This is a genomic window from Paenibacillus alginolyticus DSM 5050 = NBRC 15375 (assembly GCF_000422905.1).
GTDB lineage: Bacteria > Bacillota > Bacilli > Paenibacillales > NBRC-103111 > Paenibacillus_E > Paenibacillus_E alginolyticus.
Map to the genome: position 1 here is coordinate 1 of NZ_AUGY01000063.1, position 22,696 is coordinate 22,696.

The 22,696-nt window shown below is 34.5% G+C and carries 22 protein-coding genes; 2 read left to right on the top strand and 20 right to left on the bottom strand.

Features of this window, described 5'->3' with window-relative positions; all coding sequences use genetic code 11:
- Window positions 1-288: 288 nt before the first annotated feature.
- From G519_RS0124990 to G519_RS0125075, 18 genes are all read right to left on the bottom strand, one after another.
- Window positions 289-528, bottom strand: coding sequence for a hypothetical protein (locus G519_RS0124990; RefSeq protein ID WP_029197010.1), 240 nt, complete (start codon window positions 526-528; stop codon window positions 289-291).
- Window positions 529-652: 124 nt separating this feature from the next.
- The gene (gene rfbD / locus G519_RS0124995) at window positions 653-1,504 is read right to left on the bottom strand and encodes a dTDP-4-dehydrorhamnose reductase (RefSeq protein ID WP_029197011.1); all 852 of its coding nucleotides are present in this window, start codon (window positions 1,502-1,504) and stop codon (window positions 653-655) included.
- Entirely contained in the window at window positions 1,501-2,523 is a 1,023-nt protein-coding gene (gene rfbB, locus G519_RS0125000; protein ID WP_029197012.1) for a dTDP-glucose 4,6-dehydratase, read from the bottom strand. Before rfbB ends, rfbD begins: the two co-directional genes overlap by 4 nt.
- A gap of 19 nt (window positions 2,524-2,542) precedes the next feature.
- The gene (rfbC, locus tag G519_RS0125005; protein ID WP_029197013.1) at window positions 2,543-3,088 is read right to left on the bottom strand and encodes a dTDP-4-dehydrorhamnose 3,5-epimerase; all 546 of its coding nucleotides are present in this window, start codon (window positions 3,086-3,088) and stop codon (window positions 2,543-2,545) included.
- Window positions 3,089-3,205: 117 nt separating this feature from the next.
- Window positions 3,206-4,069, bottom strand: coding sequence for a methyltransferase domain-containing protein (locus G519_RS0125010; RefSeq protein WP_029197014.1), 864 nt, complete (start codon window positions 4,067-4,069; stop codon window positions 3,206-3,208).
- Window positions 4,070-4,235: 166 nt separating this feature from the next.
- Window positions 4,236-4,979, bottom strand: a complete 744-nt coding sequence (locus tag G519_RS0125015; RefSeq protein ID WP_029197015.1) for a sugar phosphate nucleotidyltransferase — start codon at window positions 4,977-4,979, stop codon at window positions 4,236-4,238.
- Window positions 4,980-5,042: 63 nt separating this feature from the next.
- Entirely contained in the window at window positions 5,043-5,384 is a 342-nt protein-coding gene (locus G519_RS0125020; protein WP_029197016.1) for an EamA family transporter, read from the bottom strand.
- Window positions 5,381-5,770, bottom strand: coding sequence for a DUF2304 domain-containing protein (locus tag G519_RS0125025; RefSeq protein WP_029197017.1), 390 nt, complete (start codon window positions 5,768-5,770; stop codon window positions 5,381-5,383). Before G519_RS0125025 ends, G519_RS0125020 begins: the two co-directional genes overlap by 4 nt.
- Window positions 5,767-6,483, bottom strand: coding sequence for a glycosyltransferase family 2 protein (locus tag G519_RS0125030; RefSeq protein WP_029197018.1), 717 nt, complete (start codon window positions 6,481-6,483; stop codon window positions 5,767-5,769). Before G519_RS0125030 ends, G519_RS0125025 begins: the two co-directional genes overlap by 4 nt.
- A gap of 14 nt (window positions 6,484-6,497) precedes the next feature.
- Window positions 6,498-8,240: an ArnT family glycosyltransferase gene (locus G519_RS0125035; protein ID WP_029197019.1), complete on the bottom strand. Its 1,743-nt coding sequence runs from the start codon at window positions 8,238-8,240 to the stop codon at window positions 6,498-6,500.
- A gap of 2 nt (window positions 8,241-8,242) precedes the next feature.
- Complete coding sequence (locus G519_RS0125040; RefSeq protein WP_029197020.1) at window positions 8,243-8,809, bottom strand: D-glycero-alpha-D-manno-heptose-1,7-bisphosphate 7-phosphatase; 567 nt, start codon at window positions 8,807-8,809, stop codon at window positions 8,243-8,245.
- Window positions 8,802-9,497 (bottom strand): nucleotidyltransferase family protein, encoded by a 696-nt coding sequence (locus G519_RS0125045; protein WP_029197021.1) that lies wholly within the window; start codon window positions 9,495-9,497, stop codon window positions 8,802-8,804. The genes G519_RS0125040 and G519_RS0125045 overlap by 8 nt, the downstream gene beginning before the upstream one ends.
- A 3-nt stretch (window positions 9,498-9,500) precedes the next feature.
- Window positions 9,501-10,088: a D-sedoheptulose 7-phosphate isomerase gene (gene gmhA2, locus G519_RS0125050; RefSeq protein ID WP_036633743.1), complete on the bottom strand. Its 588-nt coding sequence runs from the start codon at window positions 10,086-10,088 to the stop codon at window positions 9,501-9,503.
- Entirely contained in the window at window positions 10,089-11,057 is a 969-nt protein-coding gene (locus tag G519_RS0125055) for a GHMP family kinase ATP-binding protein (protein ID WP_244280214.1), read from the bottom strand.
- A 57-nt stretch (window positions 11,058-11,114) separates the two neighbouring features.
- Window positions 11,115-14,513 (bottom strand): glycosyltransferase, encoded by a 3,399-nt coding sequence (locus G519_RS44510; protein WP_036633744.1) that lies wholly within the window; start codon window positions 14,511-14,513, stop codon window positions 11,115-11,117.
- A gap of 62 nt (window positions 14,514-14,575) precedes the next feature.
- Window positions 14,576-15,655: a sulfotransferase family 2 domain-containing protein gene (locus G519_RS0125065; RefSeq protein ID WP_029197024.1), complete on the bottom strand. Its 1,080-nt coding sequence runs from the start codon at window positions 15,653-15,655 to the stop codon at window positions 14,576-14,578.
- A gap of 42 nt (window positions 15,656-15,697) precedes the next feature.
- Entirely contained in the window at window positions 15,698-16,969 is a 1,272-nt protein-coding gene (locus tag G519_RS0125070; RefSeq protein ID WP_029197025.1) for an ABC transporter ATP-binding protein, read from the bottom strand.
- A gap of 15 nt (window positions 16,970-16,984) precedes the next feature.
- Window positions 16,985-17,779 carry an ABC transporter permease gene (locus tag G519_RS0125075; RefSeq protein ID WP_029197026.1) on the bottom strand — a complete coding sequence of 265 codons (795 nt, stop codon included), beginning with the start codon at window positions 17,777-17,779 and terminating at the stop codon, window positions 16,985-16,987.
- 156 nt (window positions 17,780-17,935) lie between these two features.
- Between G519_RS0125075 and cysC the strand changes: the two genes are divergently transcribed.
- Both cysC and G519_RS0125085 read left to right on the top strand, forming a co-directional pair.
- Window positions 17,936-18,535: an adenylyl-sulfate kinase gene (gene cysC / locus G519_RS0125080; protein ID WP_127528042.1), complete on the top strand. Its 600-nt coding sequence runs from the start codon at window positions 17,936-17,938 to the stop codon at window positions 18,533-18,535.
- Window positions 18,536-18,638: 103 nt separating this feature from the next.
- The gene (locus G519_RS0125085; RefSeq protein ID WP_029197028.1) at window positions 18,639-21,158 is read left to right on the top strand and encodes an O-antigen ligase family protein; all 2,520 of its coding nucleotides are present in this window, start codon (window positions 18,639-18,641) and stop codon (window positions 21,156-21,158) included.
- Between the two features lie 47 nt (window positions 21,159-21,205).
- Here the strand turns inward: G519_RS0125085 and G519_RS0125090 are convergent, their stop codons facing one another.
- Both G519_RS0125090 and G519_RS50480 read right to left on the bottom strand, forming a co-directional pair.
- Window positions 21,206-21,964, bottom strand: a complete 759-nt coding sequence (locus G519_RS0125090; protein ID WP_029197029.1) for a C1 family peptidase — start codon at window positions 21,962-21,964, stop codon at window positions 21,206-21,208.
- Window positions 21,965-22,145: 181 nt separating this feature from the next.
- Window positions 22,146-22,451: a hypothetical protein gene (locus G519_RS50480; RefSeq protein ID WP_127528039.1), complete on the bottom strand. Its 306-nt coding sequence runs from the start codon at window positions 22,449-22,451 to the stop codon at window positions 22,146-22,148.
- Window positions 22,452-22,696: the final 245 nt, after the last annotated feature.

Genomic DNA, 22,696 nt, shown 5'->3' on the forward strand with positions numbered 1-22,696 from the left:
ACTACCAATAACCTTAAGTCCTTCGCCACAACAGGGGCAAGGCACGATTTCCACACACCTAACAAAAAACGCCGGTGACCTTCTCAACCAGCTCATAATTTGATACAATGACCATGTTATTTTTTGTGAGAGGATGTCTCCGGTGTACCTGCGCTAACAGGTACACGTTTTATGGAGGCGTCCTTTTCCTTTACTGTGATACGGTCATTATATTCGTCAATCCCTGGACAGGCAATTCCGTCAGCTTTTGGGCATTATGATTCAGCGGCAACAGCAAAATAACCGGCCTCATCTGCTCCAATCCTCTCGAGCATTGTGTATATTTTCAGACACTTCTATTCTTTTATCTTCAGGAACCAAATTAGGAATGTTTAATAAGTCTTTTAAAATGGTATTCGAAGTATTCATGACTTCAACAGTCTCATGATCCAAATCAACATCCAATGTAACTTTTTTACCGGAAATACCTGCTTTCCTTAAAAGCTCCAAAATACTTTTCGTTGTCTCATTATTTAGTGATTTAGCCATTTCACGCCTCCTCTTTCTTCTCATTATACGCAACATGAAGCCGAAAGAAAACGACACATAGATAATTAGCTATGCGCACAAAAAGCCATCAGTCACCTATTAGGCATACTGACAGCTCCGATTACTATTTACTCTCTTCCAGCTCATTCAAAAACGCCCTAAGCCCCTCACGCCAAGGTCGTAAATCCTCAAAACCATTAGCACGAATTGCTTCATGTTCCATAGCAGAATTTCGTGGTCTTGGAGCAGGTCGCGGAAATTCTTCCGTTGAGCAAGGATCTACCTTTATCTTCACGCCACTTTCTTCAAAAATGGCACAAGCAAAGTCATACCACGAACAAACGCCCGAATTAGAAGCATGATAAATGCCATAACGGTCAGTCTGTATAAGTTTTTCAAGAAATAAAGCAAGATCGACTGTATAGGTCGGTGAACCGAATTGATCACTGACAACCTTTAAAGAATCTCTGGTTTTTGCCAGATTCAGTATGGTTTTCACGAAATTAGCCCCATAAATCCCATAAACCCATGAAGTTCTCACGATAAAATGCTTAGATGATAGCGATTCGACATGCCGTTCACCAGCTCTTTTAGACTTCCCATAGATACTTTGAGGATTGGTATTATCGTCCTCTCTGTATGCATTCGTAGCGGTACCATCAAACACGTAATCCGTGCTAATATAGCAAAATTTCGCCCCTATGCTCTCTGAAGCCACGGCAAGATTCTTAGTTCCATCAGCATTGACTCGATAAGCTATTGCTTCTTCCGTCTCGGCAAGGTCAACAGCCGTGTACGCAGCACTATGAATGATAACATCTGGCTTCAAAGCTTTTAGAACCTTTAGACACTGATTTTCATTGGTAATATCCAGTTGCTCTCTCCCAAAACCGTGAACCTCATGCTTAGCTCCTAGCAGCAGTTTTACAACATCCCGCCCAAGTTGACCATTAGCCCCGGTAACTACTATTCTCATTTTCCGGCACCAAGTCGCGAGCCATATTGCTCTGCAAAATATTTTTGATATTCACCCGTCTGAATTCGTTTCCACCAATCTTGATTATCCAAGTACCAACGAATCGTTTCATGAATACCCGTCTCAAAATTATGCTTCAGCTTCCACCCAAGCTCCTCTGTAATCTTAGTTGCATCAATACCGTAACGACGATCATGACCCGGACGATCTTTAACATATTGAATCAACGACTCTGGTTTACCCAATTCACGAAGGATAGTTTGTATGATTTGAATATTTGTTCTCTCGTTATTCCCGCCAATATTGTAAACCTCACCATTGATACCCTTATGTAGAACAAGATCTATCGCACTACAGTGATCCTCAACATAAAGCCAATCTCTAATATTAAGACCGTCTCCGTAAATAGGGAGAGACTTATCGTTCAATGCATTTGCAATCATTAATGGGATTAACTTTTCAGGGAACTGATAAGGTCCATAGTTATTGGAACAACGAGTAATGTTAATCGGTAATCCAAATGTCTCATGATAAGCGCGCACTAGAAGATCCGAACCTGCTTTACTAGCTGAATAAGGACTGTTAGGAGATAACGGAGTTTCTTCAGTAAAAAGACCTGTTTCACCAAGCGTTCCGTATACCTCATCCGTAGAGACATGGACAAATTTCTTAACTGCATACTTCCTAGCAGCCTCAAGTAAAACCTGTGTGCCAAGTACGTTCGTCTTCACGAAGACATCTGGTTCCAAAATACTTCGATCCACATGTGATTCCGCGGCGAAATGAACAACCGTATCGATACCCTGATCGAACAGACTGTTCACTAATTCTATGTTTGTGATATCACCCTTAACGAAAGTATAATGGCTGTTCTCTTGAATTGATCTGAGGTTCTCTAAATTTCCCGCATACGTCAACGCATCCAAATTAATGATTTCATAACTAGGATAACGATCTAACATATAATGTACAAAGTTGCTGCCGATAAACCCGGCTCCACCAGTTACAAGTAATTTCATATGAGTATGACTCCCATTTTTAAAAGTTTATTTCCGCATCTTGGAGCAGTGGGTGCTTCTGGTCTTTATCAGACAGGATAGGATTAGATGTTGGCCAATCTATACCTATTGCTGGGTCGCTCCAAAGAATTCCCCTATCATGTTCAGGCGAGTAGTACTCGTCAACTTTGTATAGTACCTGTGAATTAGGAACAATCGTACAGAAACCATGAGCAAACCCCTGGGGAACAAGAAGTTGTCGTTTATTAGCCTCGCTAAGAATGACTCCTACCCATTCTCCAAAAGTAGGAGAATTCTTGCGAATATCTACAGCAACATCATAAATAGCTCCTGATACCACTCTAACGAGCTTCGTTTGGGCTTTTGGATTCAGCTGGTAGTGAAGTCCTCGCAATACACCGGTTTCCACTGATAAAGAATGATTATCTTGAATAAACTCATGCTCAATTCCTAGTTCTGCAAATTTCGCGCGACTGTAACTCTCCATAAAAAAGCCCCGATTGTCACCATGGACATCGGGCTCTACAATAAATAATCCTTTTAAATTCGTAGATATTATCTTCATGAGTAAAGGCACACTCCTACATTAGTACAATACTTAAAGTAAAAGTATTATTTAATAAATTTTTTATTGATTTAACTTATTTAACTTATTTAACTTGTATTAATTTTAACTATTCATTTAATAATATGCCCTACTCGTTTCCATACCTAATAGTCGAAGTACACTTCCCATATTTTTATCTGTCAGGGTCTGTAAGTTCTCTGGGACCGCCGTCCAAATTCTGTCTACCATTTCTACACTTGTTTTATGATTCGGTTTAAATTCTAGAATAAATGCCCAAGTTTTACCTCTTATACTATGAGTTTTAAACCCAAACTGTGATGCAAGTATATTAATTGCCTTAAGCGAATAACTTACTATGTGGCCCCTTTTATGAGGGTCCAAATATTCATTGTCTTCATTAACTACATAATCAGGCATACCAGTATTAAATAAATAAACAGCATTTTCGTTGCTTATTAAAGCTAAATTGCTTAATAAGCTTTTCAACATGTTTGGTGTTATGTGTTCTATCACTTCAATACACATACCCGCATCAAACTTTTCTGTTTTGAAAACATCCATATCACCAATGAAATAATTCTCATGCTTTGTTCTATTTTCAAGATCCGATGGCGGAAATTTTTCGATACCGTAAAAAATATGTGCTTTGTCTGGAAGCAATTTATGAATTGCATCTAAGAAATACCCTGGTCCAGTTCCAATATCTATAAATCGATTAATTTGTGATCTTGCGTAATAAAACACTTCACTCATTCTTGCTAAAGCAACACCGTAGCTTCTTTCAAAAGAACTAGCTAATTCTGTCTTCCAATAACCTTCATCATATGTCATTACACTGTATCCATTATCTATTTTCTCCAAAATATCAGGTGATATAAAAATTGATTCACAGCGTTTACAGCTAAAATAATCATATTCTTGTCTATTAGTAAAAAACTTTACTTTACTGTCATTACAACACGGACAACCCTGTTCCATAGATCCTCCTTAATTAACTCCATCATCATAAAATAGAAATTAACAATTATTATATTTATCAATATTAACAGAGGATGGCTTTACTATTTACTACACATCTGATAATAAACGAATTATCAATTGGCCACTGAACCTATGTAGGGTTTAACAGAAATGCAATGAAATATTAAAGCTTTAGTTTGCCAAATTCTTCTCCAAATATTAAATCTTTTGCCAACTCATTTGCTTTTACAAGAGAATTATGTGTCCCTGCATCAGTCCACCAACCCTCAAGCCGATCAAAGGTCAGTTCACCTTTTTTAATATATGCGTTATTTACATCCGTAACCTCTAATTCTCCCCGACCCGATGGCTTTAATTTTTTGATAATTTCAAATACCTTGCTGTCATACATATAGACTCCTGTTACTGCGTAACGACTTTTGGGAAATTCCGGCTTTTCTTCAATTGCAATAATTTTATCACCAAACAGTTCAGGCACCCCATATCTTTGTGGATCATGAACTTCTCGAATCAATATTTTTGCACCTTTCCCTTGTTCTCTAAAATTCTGAACATAAGTAGATATCTCATCATTAAAAACATTATCTCCAAGAATAACAACCATTTTGTCATCGTAAACAAAATGCTCAGCTAAGCCAAGTGCTTGTGCAATACCGCCAGCTTCATCCTGTACTTTGTATGTAAAAGTGACTCCCATTTCCTTTCCACTACCAAGAAGATTAACAACGTCACCCATGTGTTCTTTACCTGTAACTATTAAAATATCATGAATATTTGCTTGTTTAAGTTTGTAAACCGAATGAAATATCATAGGGTATTTACCCACCGGAAGTAAGTGTTTATTAGTTACCTTTGTCAATGGATATAATCGTGATCCTGTTCCCCCAGCTAAAATAATGCCTTTCATTTAGTATCTCTCTCCTTTCCAATTGTATCTATTAAATCAAAAAATTTCTTTAATGTATATTACTTATTTTGCAACAAAGTATACCCCAACTAAAATTACACCTACTCCGATCCACTTAGTCAATGTAACATGTTCATGAAAAACAAATATAGCAATGATTAACCCTACTACATAAGCCAAACTTTGTAATGGATATAAGAAACTTAAAGGCAGTCTTGATAAAAGTAAAATCCATATGACTGTTGCAATAACATATAAAAAGCATCCTGTTATTATAAAAGGGGAACTGAGAACTAAATAAAGTTGTTTATAATTATTAAAATTAAATCTTTCAACTCCTATTTTCCATAGAGTTTGGCCTGTAACCAGTAACAACACGTTCAATAATATAAGTAAATAATTCATAATTTGCCTACTTTGTTATCTTCAATTTCTTTTATTGTTTTTTTGAGTTGTTCTACTTCTTGTTTCAACACTCCTAAATGTTGAGATAAGAATTTCGTGTTATTGGAGAATTTAGATAGAGCTAGTGTTAAATTAAATAGGATAAGTAACATTACAAAAATACTACATAAAAAAAGTGCATTTACTGGTAGTTCAATGCTTAATAAACCTGCTAACTTAATTGATATACTTGGATACAAAGCTAGTAATATATTTACAAAACTTAAAAATAGCCAAAGAAGAGCGTATTGTAGTTCCAACTTATATTTTCTGATCATATTTATTATCATTAAAAAAGTACTTATAGAAAATATAAACAAAATAATTTGCAGATGATACGGTATCATTCTTCGAACCCCACTTTGGTTGCCCTTCTTCTTAAAACATCAATTAATATAGCTAAGGATACTTTGATCATATAGTAGATCGTTTTAAAAGATCGAATTGATGATTTACCAGCCTCTCTATCATTCATAACTACAGGAACTTCCAACACTTTAAAGTTATTTCTAAGTAAAAAAACAATAGATTCAGGTTCAGGATAATCCTTTGGGTAATTACTTGCAAATAAACTAATAATATTAGAATCGCATGCTCTAAATCCTGATGTTGGATCTGTAATAGTTTTACCACACAATACTTGTATTAGACCTTTAAAATAACTAATACCTATTCTTCTCAAGTATGAAGATTGAAATCCTTCTTTCTTAATATATCTTGAGCCAATTACTAAATTTGCAGATCTGTTAATAATAGGTGCGATAAGATTTTCAATATACTCAGGATTATGCTGTCCATCACCATCTACTTGTATTGCAACATCATAATTGTTATTTCTAGCATATAAATATCCTGTTTGCACAGCACCACCAATACCCAAATTACAAGGTAAATCGATAACAATAACTCCGTGTTTTTTTGCTATCTCTGAAGTATTATCTGTTGAGCAATCATTGATTACAACAATATCAAACTGTAATGATAAACTTTTAAATTTTTTCAATAATCTTACTAAGTTTCTCGACTCATTGAAAGCAGGTACTATTATTAATATCTTCACATTTCACTTCCTTACTATTTAATCAGCTGATATATTAGGGTATTATTATCTTCGTAAATTTTTTTGAAGCTTGAGTCTAATTTGATATTTTGAAATTGAACTGGACTTAATCTTGTCTTATTTACTAGAAAATAATTGACTCCCAAGCTAGATAAATACTTATTTAGTTCCTTAGGCTTATCAAGAATACCTAAAACTTCTGAGTATCTTCCTTTTCCAAACCAATCACCAATTAATTTCTGGTTTCCATAATAATACATATTTTCATTGAATAAACCGTATGTTGTCCCACTGAATTCTGATATTATTTTTGTAGCTTTATAGGTTGGAAGCCTTACACTCAGATAACTCTCCTTTTCTTCAGTTTTAATTGGTGGCAGACCTGAATCATTAATTCTATGATTTATATAAGTACCTTGTATTAGTAATAAACCAATAATAAAAATTCCTATAAAAGAATATTTTATTTTTTTATCATTTAATTGAATTAAAAAATAACTAAATCCAAATGCAGAAAGAATACAAAGAGTAGGCATTATAGGAACATAATAACGTGATAAATTGACAGATAAAAACCAAAAAAGTGTGTAACAAGCTACTATAATAAACATAATTTTTTCACTTGATTTCTTTTTAATGAAAAAAATATTGAAAGCTAATCCAATCCAAATTAAAACATTGAAACTTCCTTCTTCTGATTTGTATAAATACCATGGAATTTTCAAGAAATTATTTAACGTTTTATCTATACCATGACTCTTAAAATCATTGTATTGACCAATATAATCGCTTGCATTCCATAAAAAATTATCACCAAAAAAAGAATTTAAAAAGGGCCAGACTGGATTACCTGTATAAATTAAATTTCTTATATACCAAGGAATCCCTATAATTGAGATAAGAACACCATATTTAAAAAGTAACTTATAATTCCTAGTAATAGTAAATAGTATAATACACATTAATAAGCATATTATAGCTGCAGTATACTTCACACCAATGGCTGTCCCCAAAAAAATACCAGACAAATATATCCACTTTGTATTATTTTCATCAATATATTTAACGAAAGCCAAAATTCCTGCTGTTAAGAACAAACTCAGAACAATATCTATATAATTTATTGTACCTAAAATTAAAATAATAATATTCGAAAGCAATAATAAATAACTAAGTAACCCATATATCTTTGAAAATTTTCGTTCTACTATACAAAAACAACCTAATGACAATAAGAAAAGAGCCAACCACGACATTAATTGAGCAGTTTGTTGATTTAAGGCTAATCCAATAGAAAAGAATATCTCTCCATTTATTGGAAAAACAGGATATCTTATGAATTCTTGAAAAATAATTTTATGATGAATAAGCAATGACTGTGCTATAGGTAAATGATAGCTAATATCATCCCATCTAGTAGCAGGGTAAAGTGTTAAAACCATAATAGGAAATAATATACCCAACATCAAACTTGTCCATTTTAATTCAACAATTGTTATCTTAAATTTCCTCAAGCCTACTAAACCAATTAGCAATATAAACACAAAAAAATTATAAAATATTCCTAACAAGCCCAATAAAGTAATGAATAATATTACAAATGATATCCCTAATATTGACAAGAAAAATATTCTTTCGAAAGCAGAATCAATTTTCACTCGAAGATATTTGTTTAGAATAACACCCCAACCAATAAATATTGATAAGTATACTAGAGCAAGTAAAAATTGCACAAATGCAACAATAGTTATCATCATAATTAAATTCTCCTAATATTTGGGAAATCACGCAAATAATTTATTATTTTATCAGGTTCTAAGTTCTCAAGTATCAGAGAAGCATCAACAAAGTCATTACTATATTGTTTACCAATTAAAATATTATGTTTAATACCGGAATTCAATCCTGCTTCGATGTCAGTAATACTATCTCCAATTAAAATCGATTGTTGTGGATCAATATCAAATAATTGCAATGCATTTAAAATCATACCTGGATTAGGTTTTCTAAAGAAGCTATCTTTTTTATATTTTCCTATGCCATGTATTGGGTGATATGGACAATAATATACTTTGTTTATTTTAATATTTTGTTTTGTAAATTCATTAACCATCCAGTTGTTCAAAATATGAAAATCTCTTTCAGAATAAAAACCTCTACCAATTCCAGCTTGATTAGTGATCACAATTATTAAGTATCCTGAATTTACGAAATGTTTTGCTAATTCAAAGATACCATTTACAAATTCAAAATCCTCAATTTTATAAACATAATTTTTTTCAACATTTATCACACCATCACGGTCAAGAAAAAGTGCTTTATTCAAAAAACTCACCTATTTCCTTCTGTGCTCTCATATAATCCTCAGGTACTCCAATATCAATAAAATATCCTTCAGATAAGTAGCCGTAAAACTGAAGTTTATTTAAATATAATTGCAAAAATTGACTCTCAAACGAAAATTTATCAGGAAGAACTATGTTATTAAAGAGATTGCTTTTTAGTAAATAAATACCTCCATTAATCATTCCTGCCGCGGTTATCTTTTTTTCATGAAAAGCAATAATGCGATCTAGACTAACCTCAACTGTACCGTATCTATCAAAATGATTCATAAGTTTTAATGAAATAGACAAATCAGCATTCTTTGATGTTTGAAACTCTCTCATTTTATGAAGATCCACTTGAAAAAAAGTGTCTCCATTCAATACAAAGACCTCATTTGATTTTACCTTTTCTAAAGCGACTCTAATTGCTCCACCTGTACCAAGCGGCTCATTTTCTACCGAGTAAACTAGCTCAATTCCCCTGTATGCTTTACCAAAATAGTCTTCAATAATTTCATGTTTATATCCAGTTGAAAGTACTACTCTACTAATACCGAATTTCTTCAAGTAATCTAATATATAGCAGAGGAAAGGGATACCTCCTACTGGTGCCATGGGTTTCGGAACGTTAGATACGACACTCCTTAACCTTGTACCAAATCCACCAGCCAACACAATTGCTTCCATAAATTAAAACCCTTTTCTGAAGATAGCTTCTTCAACAACAGCGCAGATGATATGTCCAATTAATATATGTGATTCTTGAATGCGCGGTGTTTCATTTGAAGGCACCTTTATACAATAATCACAAAGATCAAACATTTTACCTCCAGTATCACCTGTAAGTCCCACTGTTATTATTTTTTTCTTTTTACATTCTTCAAGAGCTCTAATTACATTTTTTGAATTACCAGAAGTAGATATCCCAATAAACATATCTCCCTCTACTCCATTAGCTTGAATCTGTCTTGCAAATAATTCTTCATATCCATAGTCATTTCCGATTGCTGTTAAAATTGACGTATCAGTAGTAAGCGCAATAGATGGAAGTCCTGGTCGATCAAAATAGAATCTGCTAACAAATTCTCCTGCAATATGTTGAGCATCTGCAGCACTCCCCCCATTGCCTGCAATTAATGTTTTATTACCTTTCTTATAGACATTTACTGCTAACTCAGATACTACCTTAATTAAATTAGTTAGTTCAGAATTATTTAATATCGTCTTCTTCAACTCGTATGAATCTCTTATTTGATTATTAATAAAATTTTGCAACATTTAAGCTTTCCATCCTTCCGTACCTACTGAAGTAAAGTGAAAATTTATAACTTCTCCGTCTAATTTTCTTAATTCTCTAATCAAGCTTAACCTTCTGACGGGATCTACCATAAATATCATAAACCCACCACCACCGGCACCTGACACCTTACCAGCGTATGCACCGGACTCCATTGCAAGATCATATATTCGATCGATGTTACTATTTGAGATGGAACTAGCCATTCTTTTCTTAGCTTCCCATGATTTCCCTAAATACTCAGCAAATTTCCGCAGCTCACCTTTTAATATTGCCTCTTTCATAATTAAAGCATCTGCCTTTAGCTCATGCATGGCCTGCAATGATTTTTCATTCTTGTTCTCTGCGTTTTTAACTTGTTCCTTGATAATATTTGCAGACTCTCTTGATGCTCCCGTATAGTAAAGAACAATAGAAGTTTCGAGTTCATTAATAACCCAGCTCTTTATACGCAATGGGTTTACAATTACTCGATCCTCCGCATAGAATTCAATAAAATTAAACCCTCCAAATGTCGCAGCATATTGGTCCTGACGGCCGCCACTTAACCCTACATCAATCCGTTCTATTTCATAAGCTAAATGTGCTATGTCATACTCCCCAAGTGGCAAATTCATCCACTCGACAAATGCTTGCAATATGGCTACAACCATTGTTGATGATGAGCCTAATCCGGATCCTGCAGGTGCATCAGAATATGTTATCATTTTAAATGATAAGGGAACTGATTGATTAAATTCTTTAATAATCCTATTATAGATACCTTTATGTAGATCAAGTAGTCCATCTAATTCTAATTTCCCACAACTTTTTGATTCAAAAAACTCATTCCGATCTGCAGCATAAAATGAAATTGAATTATCATTACTTGTTTCAATCGTGCAATAGGCATACATATCTAAAGTTGCATTTAGAACATATCCACCGAACTCATCGCAGTATGGGGACACATCTGTCCCTCCACCCGCAAGTCCTAACCTAAGAGGGGCTTTCGACCTTATAATCAATTAAAGTTTCCTTTCAATGTTGAAATCTAATGAGATAGTAGAAAGGACACTTTCTACTGAAAAGTATTTTTGAACATAGTTATAGGAATTTCTTGAATATTGAGTTAGTAATGTATCATTGTTATATAACTCCAATACCTTCTGAGCGAACTCCTGAGGATCATTGCATGTGAGTAAATAGGATTCAATATTAGGTAAACCTTCAGCCCCAATGCTCGTAGTTACAATAGGGACCTGATGATACAGTGCTTCAACCACTTTACCTTTAACTCCAGCTCCATACCTTAATGGCACTACTACAATTTTCGATTTTCTATAATAATTATTCAGTTCATCATCACTTACAAAACCAGTAATAGTAATATTATTTGAGTGATAACTTAATATTTCATCTGGTGGATTAGATCCAACTATATAAATTTTCAAATCATTCATATTCTGTAATATTAATGGGAATACTTCTTCCAAAAACCATTTAACAGCATCAATATTGGGTTTATGTGCAAATCCCCCCACAAATAATAGATCCATTCTTTCCTGGAAATTTGGTGTCGCTTTCTCAATCTCATCGTAAATATATGCAGGTATCGCTTTAACATTGAGGTTAGGTATATGATTCTTCAACTCATCAACTTCAACTTGTGATGGGTAATAGACAATATCAGCTTTTCGACATATTTCTAGTTCTTTTAACATCCATTCCTTCGAGGAATCAAGTAACTTAGAATTATTAATAAGCTCATATTCTCTTAATTCTCTCAAATAATGTAAATCATGACCATAGTAAATAACTTTTGAGTTCGAATATCTTTTAATAGTATCAATATACTGTTCTGCAATATGAGGGCGATTTAAAAAAGTGAAATCAATATATTCTCCATTGCTCTTAATCCAATCCTTCCAATGCTTTGAATACCAATTACCATACAGAACTTCAATGCCCATTAGCTCCAAAGCTGAAGTATAAGGCTCATGTTTGAAAAAGTTATCGCCTAAAAATTTCACATTGAACCCAATACTTTTAAATAGCTTTAAGTATTGAAATACAGTTCTGCTCCCTGCATCTTTATCAAAATGAGGAACATAATGATCAATAACTAAAATCGTCTTTTTAAACCTACTTCTATCTCTAGCCAGAAATACATTTTGAGCATTATCAAATTGGCCAGAATTCAATTCCATTTTCCACTTTTCAATAAACTTTTCTTTATTAGAAATTTGGTAACTTTTTATACCAGAACCAGTATCAGTCCCATGCGAAATACCTTCAAAATGAACAACAATTGATTTCGGTTGAAGCACAACCTTATATCCTTGCTTTCTGACTTCAAAGGCTAAATCAGAGTCTTCAAAATAAGCAGGAACATAACGTTCATCAAAACCACCAATTACATTCCACAAATCCGCACGAATCATGATTGCAGCACCAGAAATGTAGTCCACTTCTTTTACATAATTATATTCAGGTTTTCTCGGGTCATCCAATCTGCCGTAATTCCAACCGCTTGCATCATTCCAAATGATACCTCCGGCTTCTTGAAGTCTACCATCCGGATAAACCAATTTGGATCCAACCATTCCTATTTTACTATTATTTTCGACTAAATCCACCAAATATTTTAACCAGTTTTCTTGAACATTAGTGTCATTGTTCAAAAAGAAAATATATTTCCCTTTTGCATGTTTCGTCGCGTTGTTGCAATTTAACAAAAACCCTCTATTGCCTCCATCACGAACTACACTAATATTTTCAATATAACTTGTTATATGGGTAGTTTCATCAGTTGACATATCATCAGCAATAATTACTTCATACGTAATGCTATTTGTATTTATTGCAATAGATTTTAAACATGAGTAAGTATAGTCCCATTGATTATACACAGGAATAATTATAGAAACCAATGGTTTTTCATAAATTGGAAATACGATCTTCTCTTTTACTTGATTGGAATCAATCAATTTAATTTCCACTTGTTTAACTTCATCATGTCGATTCATGTAATTATCAATTCGGCTTCCTATGTTCCCCACATCTTCAGTATTCATGTAATATCGTAATTTCTTCAAATTAGATTTATTCAAACTTCTTATCATTTTACGCGGTTCTTTTATTGATTTAGAAACTAGTTTAACGACCAATCTTCTTTTACTACTCATAGGAATTAACTTGTCTCTAAGACGATAATAATTTGTAAGAAGCTTCCAACCTCTAGAACGATATATATTTTCTAACGCTCTATCACTTTCTAAGAGAAGATTAATATGACCGTCTTTGTTCTTGGGTTCCTGATCTTGATTATATATTTTTTGGTCGTGACCACCGATTTTTATACGATCGTTATTGATTCTTTCTATGATTTCATCTAAATTCCAATTTTCAATACCATATTCGATTCCAACTCTACGGAGAATCTCATCACTATCCATCAATCTTTTTTCTAAATCCAACTTCAATTTATCTTTTTCAAACTGGCAATCAAATAATGCCTGATTTGAATCAAGTATTCTCCCTTGAGAATCAATCACCTTACCTTGTAGAACAATCGTCTTTTCTTGTAAATCAATTAATATATTCTTTAACCTATTTATTTCAGCTGAAAGCTCTCCAATATTGCCATCTAAATATTTAATATGTGCATTTTTTTCTTCTACCTCATCTTGAAGAGACAATATTCTATTCAACATCTCACTGTATTTATCAGCAAAAAGTATGGATGAACCTATTGGTAAGCTTCCAATGTGTACATCACTACAAATAGCTACAAAGTATGTTCCTTCTAGATCGGGGTTGTCTTGCTCTAGTTTCATTTGTCGAATATTTTCTTCATCTATAAACTTAGTTATGACCGATGTAACTTCATTTTTCTGATGGAAAATCTCAATTTCTTGGAAATAATCTCCAAGAAATTCATTGAGCTCTTCTTTATAAAACTCTTTAATGTGAAAAGGGTTTTGATAATTACGTAGGTCAGAATAAATATGTTTATTTGGTGTTGAGATTATTAATATACCATCATGTTTAAGTACTCTTTTTATTTCCTTAAGAAATGTTTTCTGCAGTGTTTCATTTACATGCTCAATAGTCTCAAAAGAAACAATTACATCCATTGAATGATTTTCTATTGGCAAGTTTTCAATTGATGCAGTTTGGAATGAAAGGTTTTCTTTTATATAACTTGTTCTTGCGTGTTGTATTGTTTCATCACTAATATCAATCCCAATAACCTTAGAAGCAGTATCTGAAAGTATGGATGATCCATAACCTTCACCACATGCAGCATCAAGAACTATTTTACCTTTTACTAACTCTGTAATCGATAAATATCGTTGTAAATGCTCAACTTTTATTTGCGTTTCTGTTAGATGAGGCACAAATCGTTCACCAGTAAATTTCATAACACAGTCACCCTCAGCTATATTATTGAATATTATCATTAAAACTTCTCATAATTTCATAATCAATCAATAAACGAAATTATTTTTTCCCGTTCAACTCCTAACAAAATGAGTTGTTGCACTAGTTCTTGATTGTTTTGATTAGTCTCAGAAGCAATAATAATTTTACAATTATAAAATGCACTGTCGATGAGTGGTTTAATTGTAAGATTCGTATTCGCAATTTCATTTATTTTATTAAGAAAGGATATACAATCCTCACGAACTTTACCTGTACCAAATATAATAATATCTGAATTGTTATTCTCTAAGCACCAATTTAAAAACCTCTCATTTTGATACTTCTCAGATGAAGTTAATTGTTCTATTTCATTTTTTTTGTTGATAAAAACTTTAAGATTAATCTTGTCTGCAACATCCAATTCGTTTATTTTTTTATCAAACAATGCTTTTGTAAAGCGGTACAGTTCAATATCATACTCATTAGATTGATATATGGCATCTAATAAATCATTTGGTAAATCCTCTTGTCTTTGTCTTAATTTAGTTACATTTTTTTTAGCATAGAAAGATATTTTCCAACCAAGTAATTGTTTTAGCATGAATACAGATTCATCAAACCGCTCTGTTAAACCTACAAACAGAAATTTTTTCAAAACATTCTCCTTGGCCCTCTCTAAATCACCTAAATTTAAATCCCTCATAATAACACCTGAGATATATCTTGTTTGCAAATTATTTAAGTCCCCATATGGAGTCTTTAATTTATTAAAATCTTTTAGAGTTAGATTGTTTTTCATTATTTCGTTATAGTATGGAATCGTAGGGTTTTCCAATATATACGAATACACGGAAATTATGTGCTCAATTGGATTCCTTAACATTGCAATATAATTAAACGACCTATTAAAGTACCTGTGAATTCCATAAGGGAAATGTCCCTGTATACACTTGATTTCATCTATATTATCAATATCATTTATGGCATTTAATGATTCTGGGAGCCCCCAAGGCATGTATATTTCTTTTAAATCTTTCGGGTTATCATACTGTCTTCTAATTATTCCTTGCATAGTAGTTCCCGCAGTCTTTGGAACATGTACATGAATGATTATCTTATTTATATCCTTTGTATATTCCATTTTTTTCATCCTTTAATAAATAATATTTTTATCTTAATCCTTTCAGATTTGATTAAATTCGACATCATCCAAATTAAGTAACCCTTGAAGCGAGTATCTCTTGTTATTAATAATATTGAAAATATAAGCATCATGTACAAGACAATGTTGTATGTGGTCTTCTTGAGAGCCAGACGCTAAAGCTGGAGTCAAAGTATATGCACCTTTATTTAAGGAAGGTAATGTAAGTTTAAAACAATAACTGACTATATCTAATGGTTTTAATTCTGGCACCTGCTTTTGCATTACATAAGTATTACACTGACAAATAATATTTCCTATTCGATCTTTCAATGTAAAGCCTACTATTGGATCTTTTATATTTTCAATCGATTTAACTTTTATAATTATCTTTACAGTTTCTAATGGGCTAAACATACTATTTTTTTCATTGGTTCTATGATCATACATGGAAATTCCTAATATTTGGACCTTATTGTCGCCAATGACGTCTAAATTATCAGGTAGATCATCAATATCATCATCTTTTATTGACTCTAATGATCCTATAGGATCCAATCCAGTGGACTTAAACATTTTAGAACCTAACATAAAAGCTTGATATTCTTTAGCAATTTCTTTGGGATGCCCAACATCTATTACATTACCATTATCTAACCAAATAACTCTATCACAGTAATTTACTACAGTTGCCATATCATGTGAAACAAACAATACAGTTTTATTTTGTTTTAATTCCTCTATTTTCCGAAAGCATTTTTGTTGAAACCTCATATCCCCTACACTAAGTGCTTCGTCTACAATCAAAATATCTGGCTCGACGTTAATTGAAACAGCAAATGCAAGTCTGACAAACATCCCGCTTGAGTATACTTTAACAGGCTGATAAATAAAATCACCAATATCAGCAAAAGACAATATTGTTTCTAATTTTTCATCAATCTGCTCTTTTGTAAATCCCATTATGGCACCGTTCAAATAAATGTTTTCTAAACCAGTATATTCAGGGTTAAAACCGGCACCTAGTTCAAGTAGTGCTGAAACTTTACCATTCACTATAATAGAACCTGAAGTTGGAGTTAATAAACCAGTTATCATTTTTAATAAAGTCGATTTACCAGATCCATTTTTACCTATTATACCAACAGACTCATTTTTATTAATTTCCATACTAAGTTCATTTATTGCATAGAATACATTATGATACTTCCTACCAAAAAGATTAATAGCTTCCTTTAACCGATCAGTCGGCTTATTATAAAGCTTATAAATTTTGGATATATGATCCAATGAAATAGCAAATTTATTATTCATGTAATAATAATCTCCTTAGAGAACGTCAGCAAAATGTGGACGTAATTTTTTAAAAATGAAAATTCCCATTAACAACAAACAAATAGTAATCACCCAAAAATTTATAGTTAGATTAGGATGTTCCCAAAACCATTTATGGTAAATAAACGTATCCCTATACCCTTCAACTATATAATATACTGGATTTAATTTTATAAATTTGTGGTATCGTTCTGGAACAGTAGAAATTGAATAAAATATAGGAGTTAGCCAAAATCCGAATTGAAGTAACATAGCTATAATCTGCCCTATATCCTTCAAAAAAATGACAAGCGAGGAAGTTATCAATGTTATTCCTAAAGTTAAAAAGAAAATACATATAAGATAATATAACACCTGTAAAATATAGATATTGGGACTAAAACCATAAACTAAGAACATAAAATTAAGAAATACTATAAAAAATATATGAACAAAAAGTGCTGAATATATTTTAACAATTGGAAGAATGCTGATTTGAAAAACTACTTTTTTCACTAAATAACTATTATCTAAAATAGCATTGGTTCCTGATTGAATGCTTTCCGATAGAAAAAACCAAGGTATCATTGCTGTTGATAACCATAATATAAATGGAAAATTATCAATAGGCGTTGATTTAAAACCAACTTGGAATACAAACCAAAAAATCAAAATCTGTATTAGAGGCTGTACAAAACCCCATACAATACCAAGATAAGAACCTAAATATTTTGACTTAAAGTCTTTTTTGGATAAATCAAATATCAATCTTTGTTTATTGGTTAGATCCTTAAAGAAATTGCCAAACATGTGCTTTCTCTCCTTTAACGCACTCATCGAACTCTTAAAGTGCAAATATTAAACGCTTAATCTGGTTTGATAAAACTCTTTAATAGTTACATTGAAATATATTTTTATAAATGTATACTTACATTATTACAATATAATATTAGGAGCAGGTATCTAATTATGAACAATACAAATATTTTCTGGCATAAACCTGGTGTAAATCAAAAAGATAGAATTATATTAAATGAACATAAAAGTTGTGTTCTTTGGTTTACTGGATTATCCGCGTCAGGAAAATCAACGTTAGCCAATGAATTAGACAAACATTTACATAGCCAAAGTATACGTTCTTATGTACTGGATGGGGATAATGTTAGGCATGGATTAAACAAGGACCTTGGTTTTTCACCTGAAGATCGTAAAGAAAACATTCGACGAGTTGGTGAGGTAGCTCGACTATTTGTAGATGCAGGCCTACTCACCATAACAGCCTTTATCTCTCCTTATCTCGAAGATAGAAATATGGTGCGATCTATGTTTCCACAAGATGAATTCATTGAAGTTTATGTGAAATGTTCAGTTGAAGAATGCGAGCGCCGAGATCCAAAAGGGTTATATAAAATGGCTCGAACTAATCAAATAAAGGAATTTACTGGCGTTTCTGCTCCTTATGAGGTATCCGAAAACCCAGAGTTAATTATTGAGACAGATAAACAATCTATTGAAGATTCTGTTCTTCAACTTGTTGATTATTTAAAAACCCAAGGATATTTGTAAATATTAAGAGCCTCTTGATTAAAGAGGTTCTTTTCCATTTGGAAACCCCCTTCCAGTATGCTAAAATAAAGTCGAACTTTAGCAAAAAAGGAGACTGTCTTTCATGAGTGCAAGTAAGAATGCCTACGCGGCTTCGCGTGCAAAAGCGAATGGAACGATAACGACAGAGAAAAGCTCTGTTATTTTTTGGATTTTGACTGTGTTTACGGGCTTGTTTATGTTCTGGGCGCCGTTTCAGCGGGCGTTGTTCAATGGTGGGACTTACGATTTCGAGAGAACAATCTACTCGGCTTCGGTATGGTCCTCCATCATATTGCTACTAATTGCAATACTTACTTTCTTTGTATTCAAGCTTAAAGAACAAAAAGATGTGTTGACGATCCTTGTCTTAATGATGCCGTTGACTTACGTAATCTCTCTTTCAAATGCGGCATCTCATTATTTGGCAACAAATATGATCTATATACAAATGCTGTATGCAACCTTCTTCATTTTAGGTGTATTTCTGACAAAAAACAAGCTTGGTACGTCGATTATTGCCAGTTTGTTAATTATTTCCGGCTATTTCGTTGTCCTCTTCGGACTTTTGTATTGGTTAGGTAACGGAAACTTCGCTGGACACCTGGTTGGATGGTTCGCTTTGATGGATGCAGCTAATCCTAACTTGTACCGCGATGCGATCATGACGGACTCCAACGGTCTGCGACTCACTTCTGTTTTCCAATATGCGAATACGTATGCTGCCTTTTTAATCACATTATCTCTTGGGGCATTGTTCTTCATTGTGAAGTCTCGAAAATGGTACGTAGTTCTTCCTCATGCAATCATGTTGGTGCCAATCATTGTTTCATTCTGGCTAACACTTTCCCGCGGCGCGATTGTGATCATTCCGGTTGTTTTCTTAATTATGCTTTTCTTCTTCTCGATTAGTAGACAGATTCTAGCACTCATACAATTTGGTCTAGCATTTGCAGCGTCATTAGCCATTTTACAAAAAGTGACAGATATTGGGATTGGATTACAAAAACAACCTAGTGCAGCTGAATCCTTGCACGGTTGGTGGATTTTACTTCTTACTTCGATAGTTTTCACTGCACTTGCAATCGTTATTCAACGCTTCGGAGCTCCTTGGTTAGAGCGAGTGACTGCTCGATTCTCAGCTAAGAAGAATGCTACTTTCATCCTCCCTATAGCTGCTATTATCGTCGGTGTTATAGGAGCTGTTCTTCTTTTCGGAGATACAGGTTTGAAAAATATTCTTCCTAACAATGTCAAAATACGTCTAGAAAATATCAACTTCCAACAACACAGCGTTTTAGAGCGCGGTACTTTTTACAAAGATGCAGTGAAGCTCTGGTCTGATTATCCGATCATTGGAGCAGGCGGTGGTGCTTGGGCTTCCTTATATGAGAAGTATCAAAACAACCCTTACACAAGTCGTCAGGCTCATAACTTCGCACTTCAATACTTGGTTGAGGCCGGTGCGCTTGGATTCCTTGCCTTTATCGGTTTCGTACTTGCTGTTATGGTCTTTTATATACGAAGCTACATCAAAAGCTCACAGGAAAAAAGAGATCTACACTTCCTATTTTTCATCGTAACAGTTTCACTTTTAGCACACAGTATGATTGACTTCGATCTGAGTTATGTGTACTTAGGTGCTATCTTGTTCCTTGCATTAGGTGGGATGCTGAGTAACAGCACATCGGCTCCGATACGATTAAAGTCTGATTCACTTACGCTTCACAAAATGTTCCCGGCACTCCTGGCTGTTTTGTCGATCGTGATGTTCTATATCTCGGCTCAACTAGTCTCAGCGAATAGTTCTTATCAGCAAACCCTTGAAGTTATCAAAAAGAGTCAAGATTACAATCAAATTGTAACTCCGCTGGACAAAGCGATTTCTTTGCACCCTGCTCATCCAGACTATTTGTTAACAGGACAGGTTAGTAGAATCGGCATTCTTCTTCAAGTTTCTAATCAGATGCAGAAGGAAGACCCGAAGAAAGCAGAAACTTTTTTCAATCAAGCACAAGATCTTCTCAATCAATTGCTGAAAAAGGAACCGCATAACCGGATGGTCGCCATGCAGCAGCTCAATATGCTTCTGATTAAAGGCAAAACTCAAGATGCGTTAGACTGGTCCACCGCTCAAATTCCTAACTATCCTTGGTATATTGATCTCTATGAGAAAAGCATGTCTTTAAATATCGAACTCGCAAACCAAGAAATTCAAAAGAATAATATACAAGATACGAATAAAAAGCTCGACAATGTACTTGCCACATACAATGAAGTTCTGGCTCGCATCGATTCCCTGAAGAATCTACCTAAAGAACAAGCACAAGGACGCGAGTTCGCTGTGACGCCTAGTATGGCGCTCAATGTAGGTCAAGTTCACTACATGCGTGGTGACTATGCGGGTGCAGCTAATACGATTAAACCGTATGTGACTGATAAATTCGATGATCAGACGAACCGGGTCGTCGCCAGATGGTATCTGGCAGCTCTTCAGAAGCAAGGAACTGCGGACAATGATTTGTTAAATAAGCTTATTGCCAAGGATCCAGCGGAGAAACAGAATATTGATGCAATCATAGCTACAAATTTTCAGTTGAAATAGGAAAAAGGCGCCACATGATGTGGTGCCTTTTTCTTTTCCATTTTCCTTTATCGCCCCGTCCACATATCCATCACACTGTCCGGATCCTGAAACATTTTATAAGGAATATAGCAGTATCCATGATCTCCCCAGTGCGCGCCCCAGCTGTTGCGCACGATGACATAACCTGACTGGCCTCGATCCACATACCCGACTGCCAACATGGCATGTCCGCCCAGTACCCGTTCACGCTTCTTCTTTGGAACCGGAATTTTGCCCGTTTGGGCTGCTTCAGGAGATTGGAAGCTCTCGTATATCATTATGCCGATAACAACGGGTGATTGCTCAGCCAGTGCTGCCTTGAGAGCATATAAATCTGTGATCCGATGGTAGTCGCCGATTTTGTAATTAGCTGCATCCCCTCCTGCTTTGGAATCGGGCGTATCTCTGAAATCCCCAATGTTATAGGGATAATCCTCTTCTGGACAAACACCAATCTTCTGGAGCACTTTCATCCCATCTCGGATATAGGCCCCTGAGTCTTCATCCACATGACCTTCGAGCTTGCGTTCGTGCCAATACAGGAAAAGCCGAGAAAGGGCTGTCCACTTCTCCTGACTGCTTACGAGCAAATACTCTCGAAGCCCGCTAGCTATGGCGTTGGCCGTACAGCTTCCGAGTGCGCCTTGATCGACTATGGGGGACATGTTTGAGCGCAAGTCGACTTTCTTGGGCAGCTCGCTCGGGGACTTAAACGCCGTACTCATAAAATGATAATCGCGTAAATCACGCTTCTCCCGTTTCAAAGGGAACACACGATTCGACATAACCACACACCCTTTCAATATGATACATAATTATACAATTTATACTAAAATATGTATACGGTCTGTTTCACTATACTAATAGAAGCCCGGCCCCCAATGTATTGTTCATTTCTACTGTTCTGAGTACACACAAAACAACCCCCAAAAAGAATCATCAGATTCTTTCCGAGGGTATCCTTATCTACTTCTCACGCAGCATGCCTTGATGCGGATGCGGATGAGTACCGCAATATTCATCTACCTCAGAACAAGTGTAAACATGCTCATAGACAGGAACGCAGTGGTGGCGGTTAACGATTTGAATAGGATGAATAACTTGAACTCTTTGTGGGTGGTAGAAGTCTCTTACAACTCTTTCTGGATCTGTCATGATTGGGTCAGCAGGTGGACATTGAAATGGTTTGCCTGGGCCAGGTTGGCTAAGCGGACTGAGTTGGCTAGGTTGGCTAAGCGGGCTGAAATGGTGATGGTGATGTTTGTGTTCCATGGATGGGTCAACTCCTCTATAGGTTTGTGTTAGTATACGTTTATCCCTAGTCCAAGGAATGTACCAATGCCTATTAAGCCAATAATTAGGCTTGGTTTTATGGGCCAAGCAGGTTAAAAGTCCAAGCAGGCCCGAAAATAGCAGGCTATCTGCACCATGATACCTCTCCCTTTTGCTTCATATATTTGTTACAATTGAGAAATGACATAAACTTGATGGTATGATCCCATCCCTTGCGTCTTGAA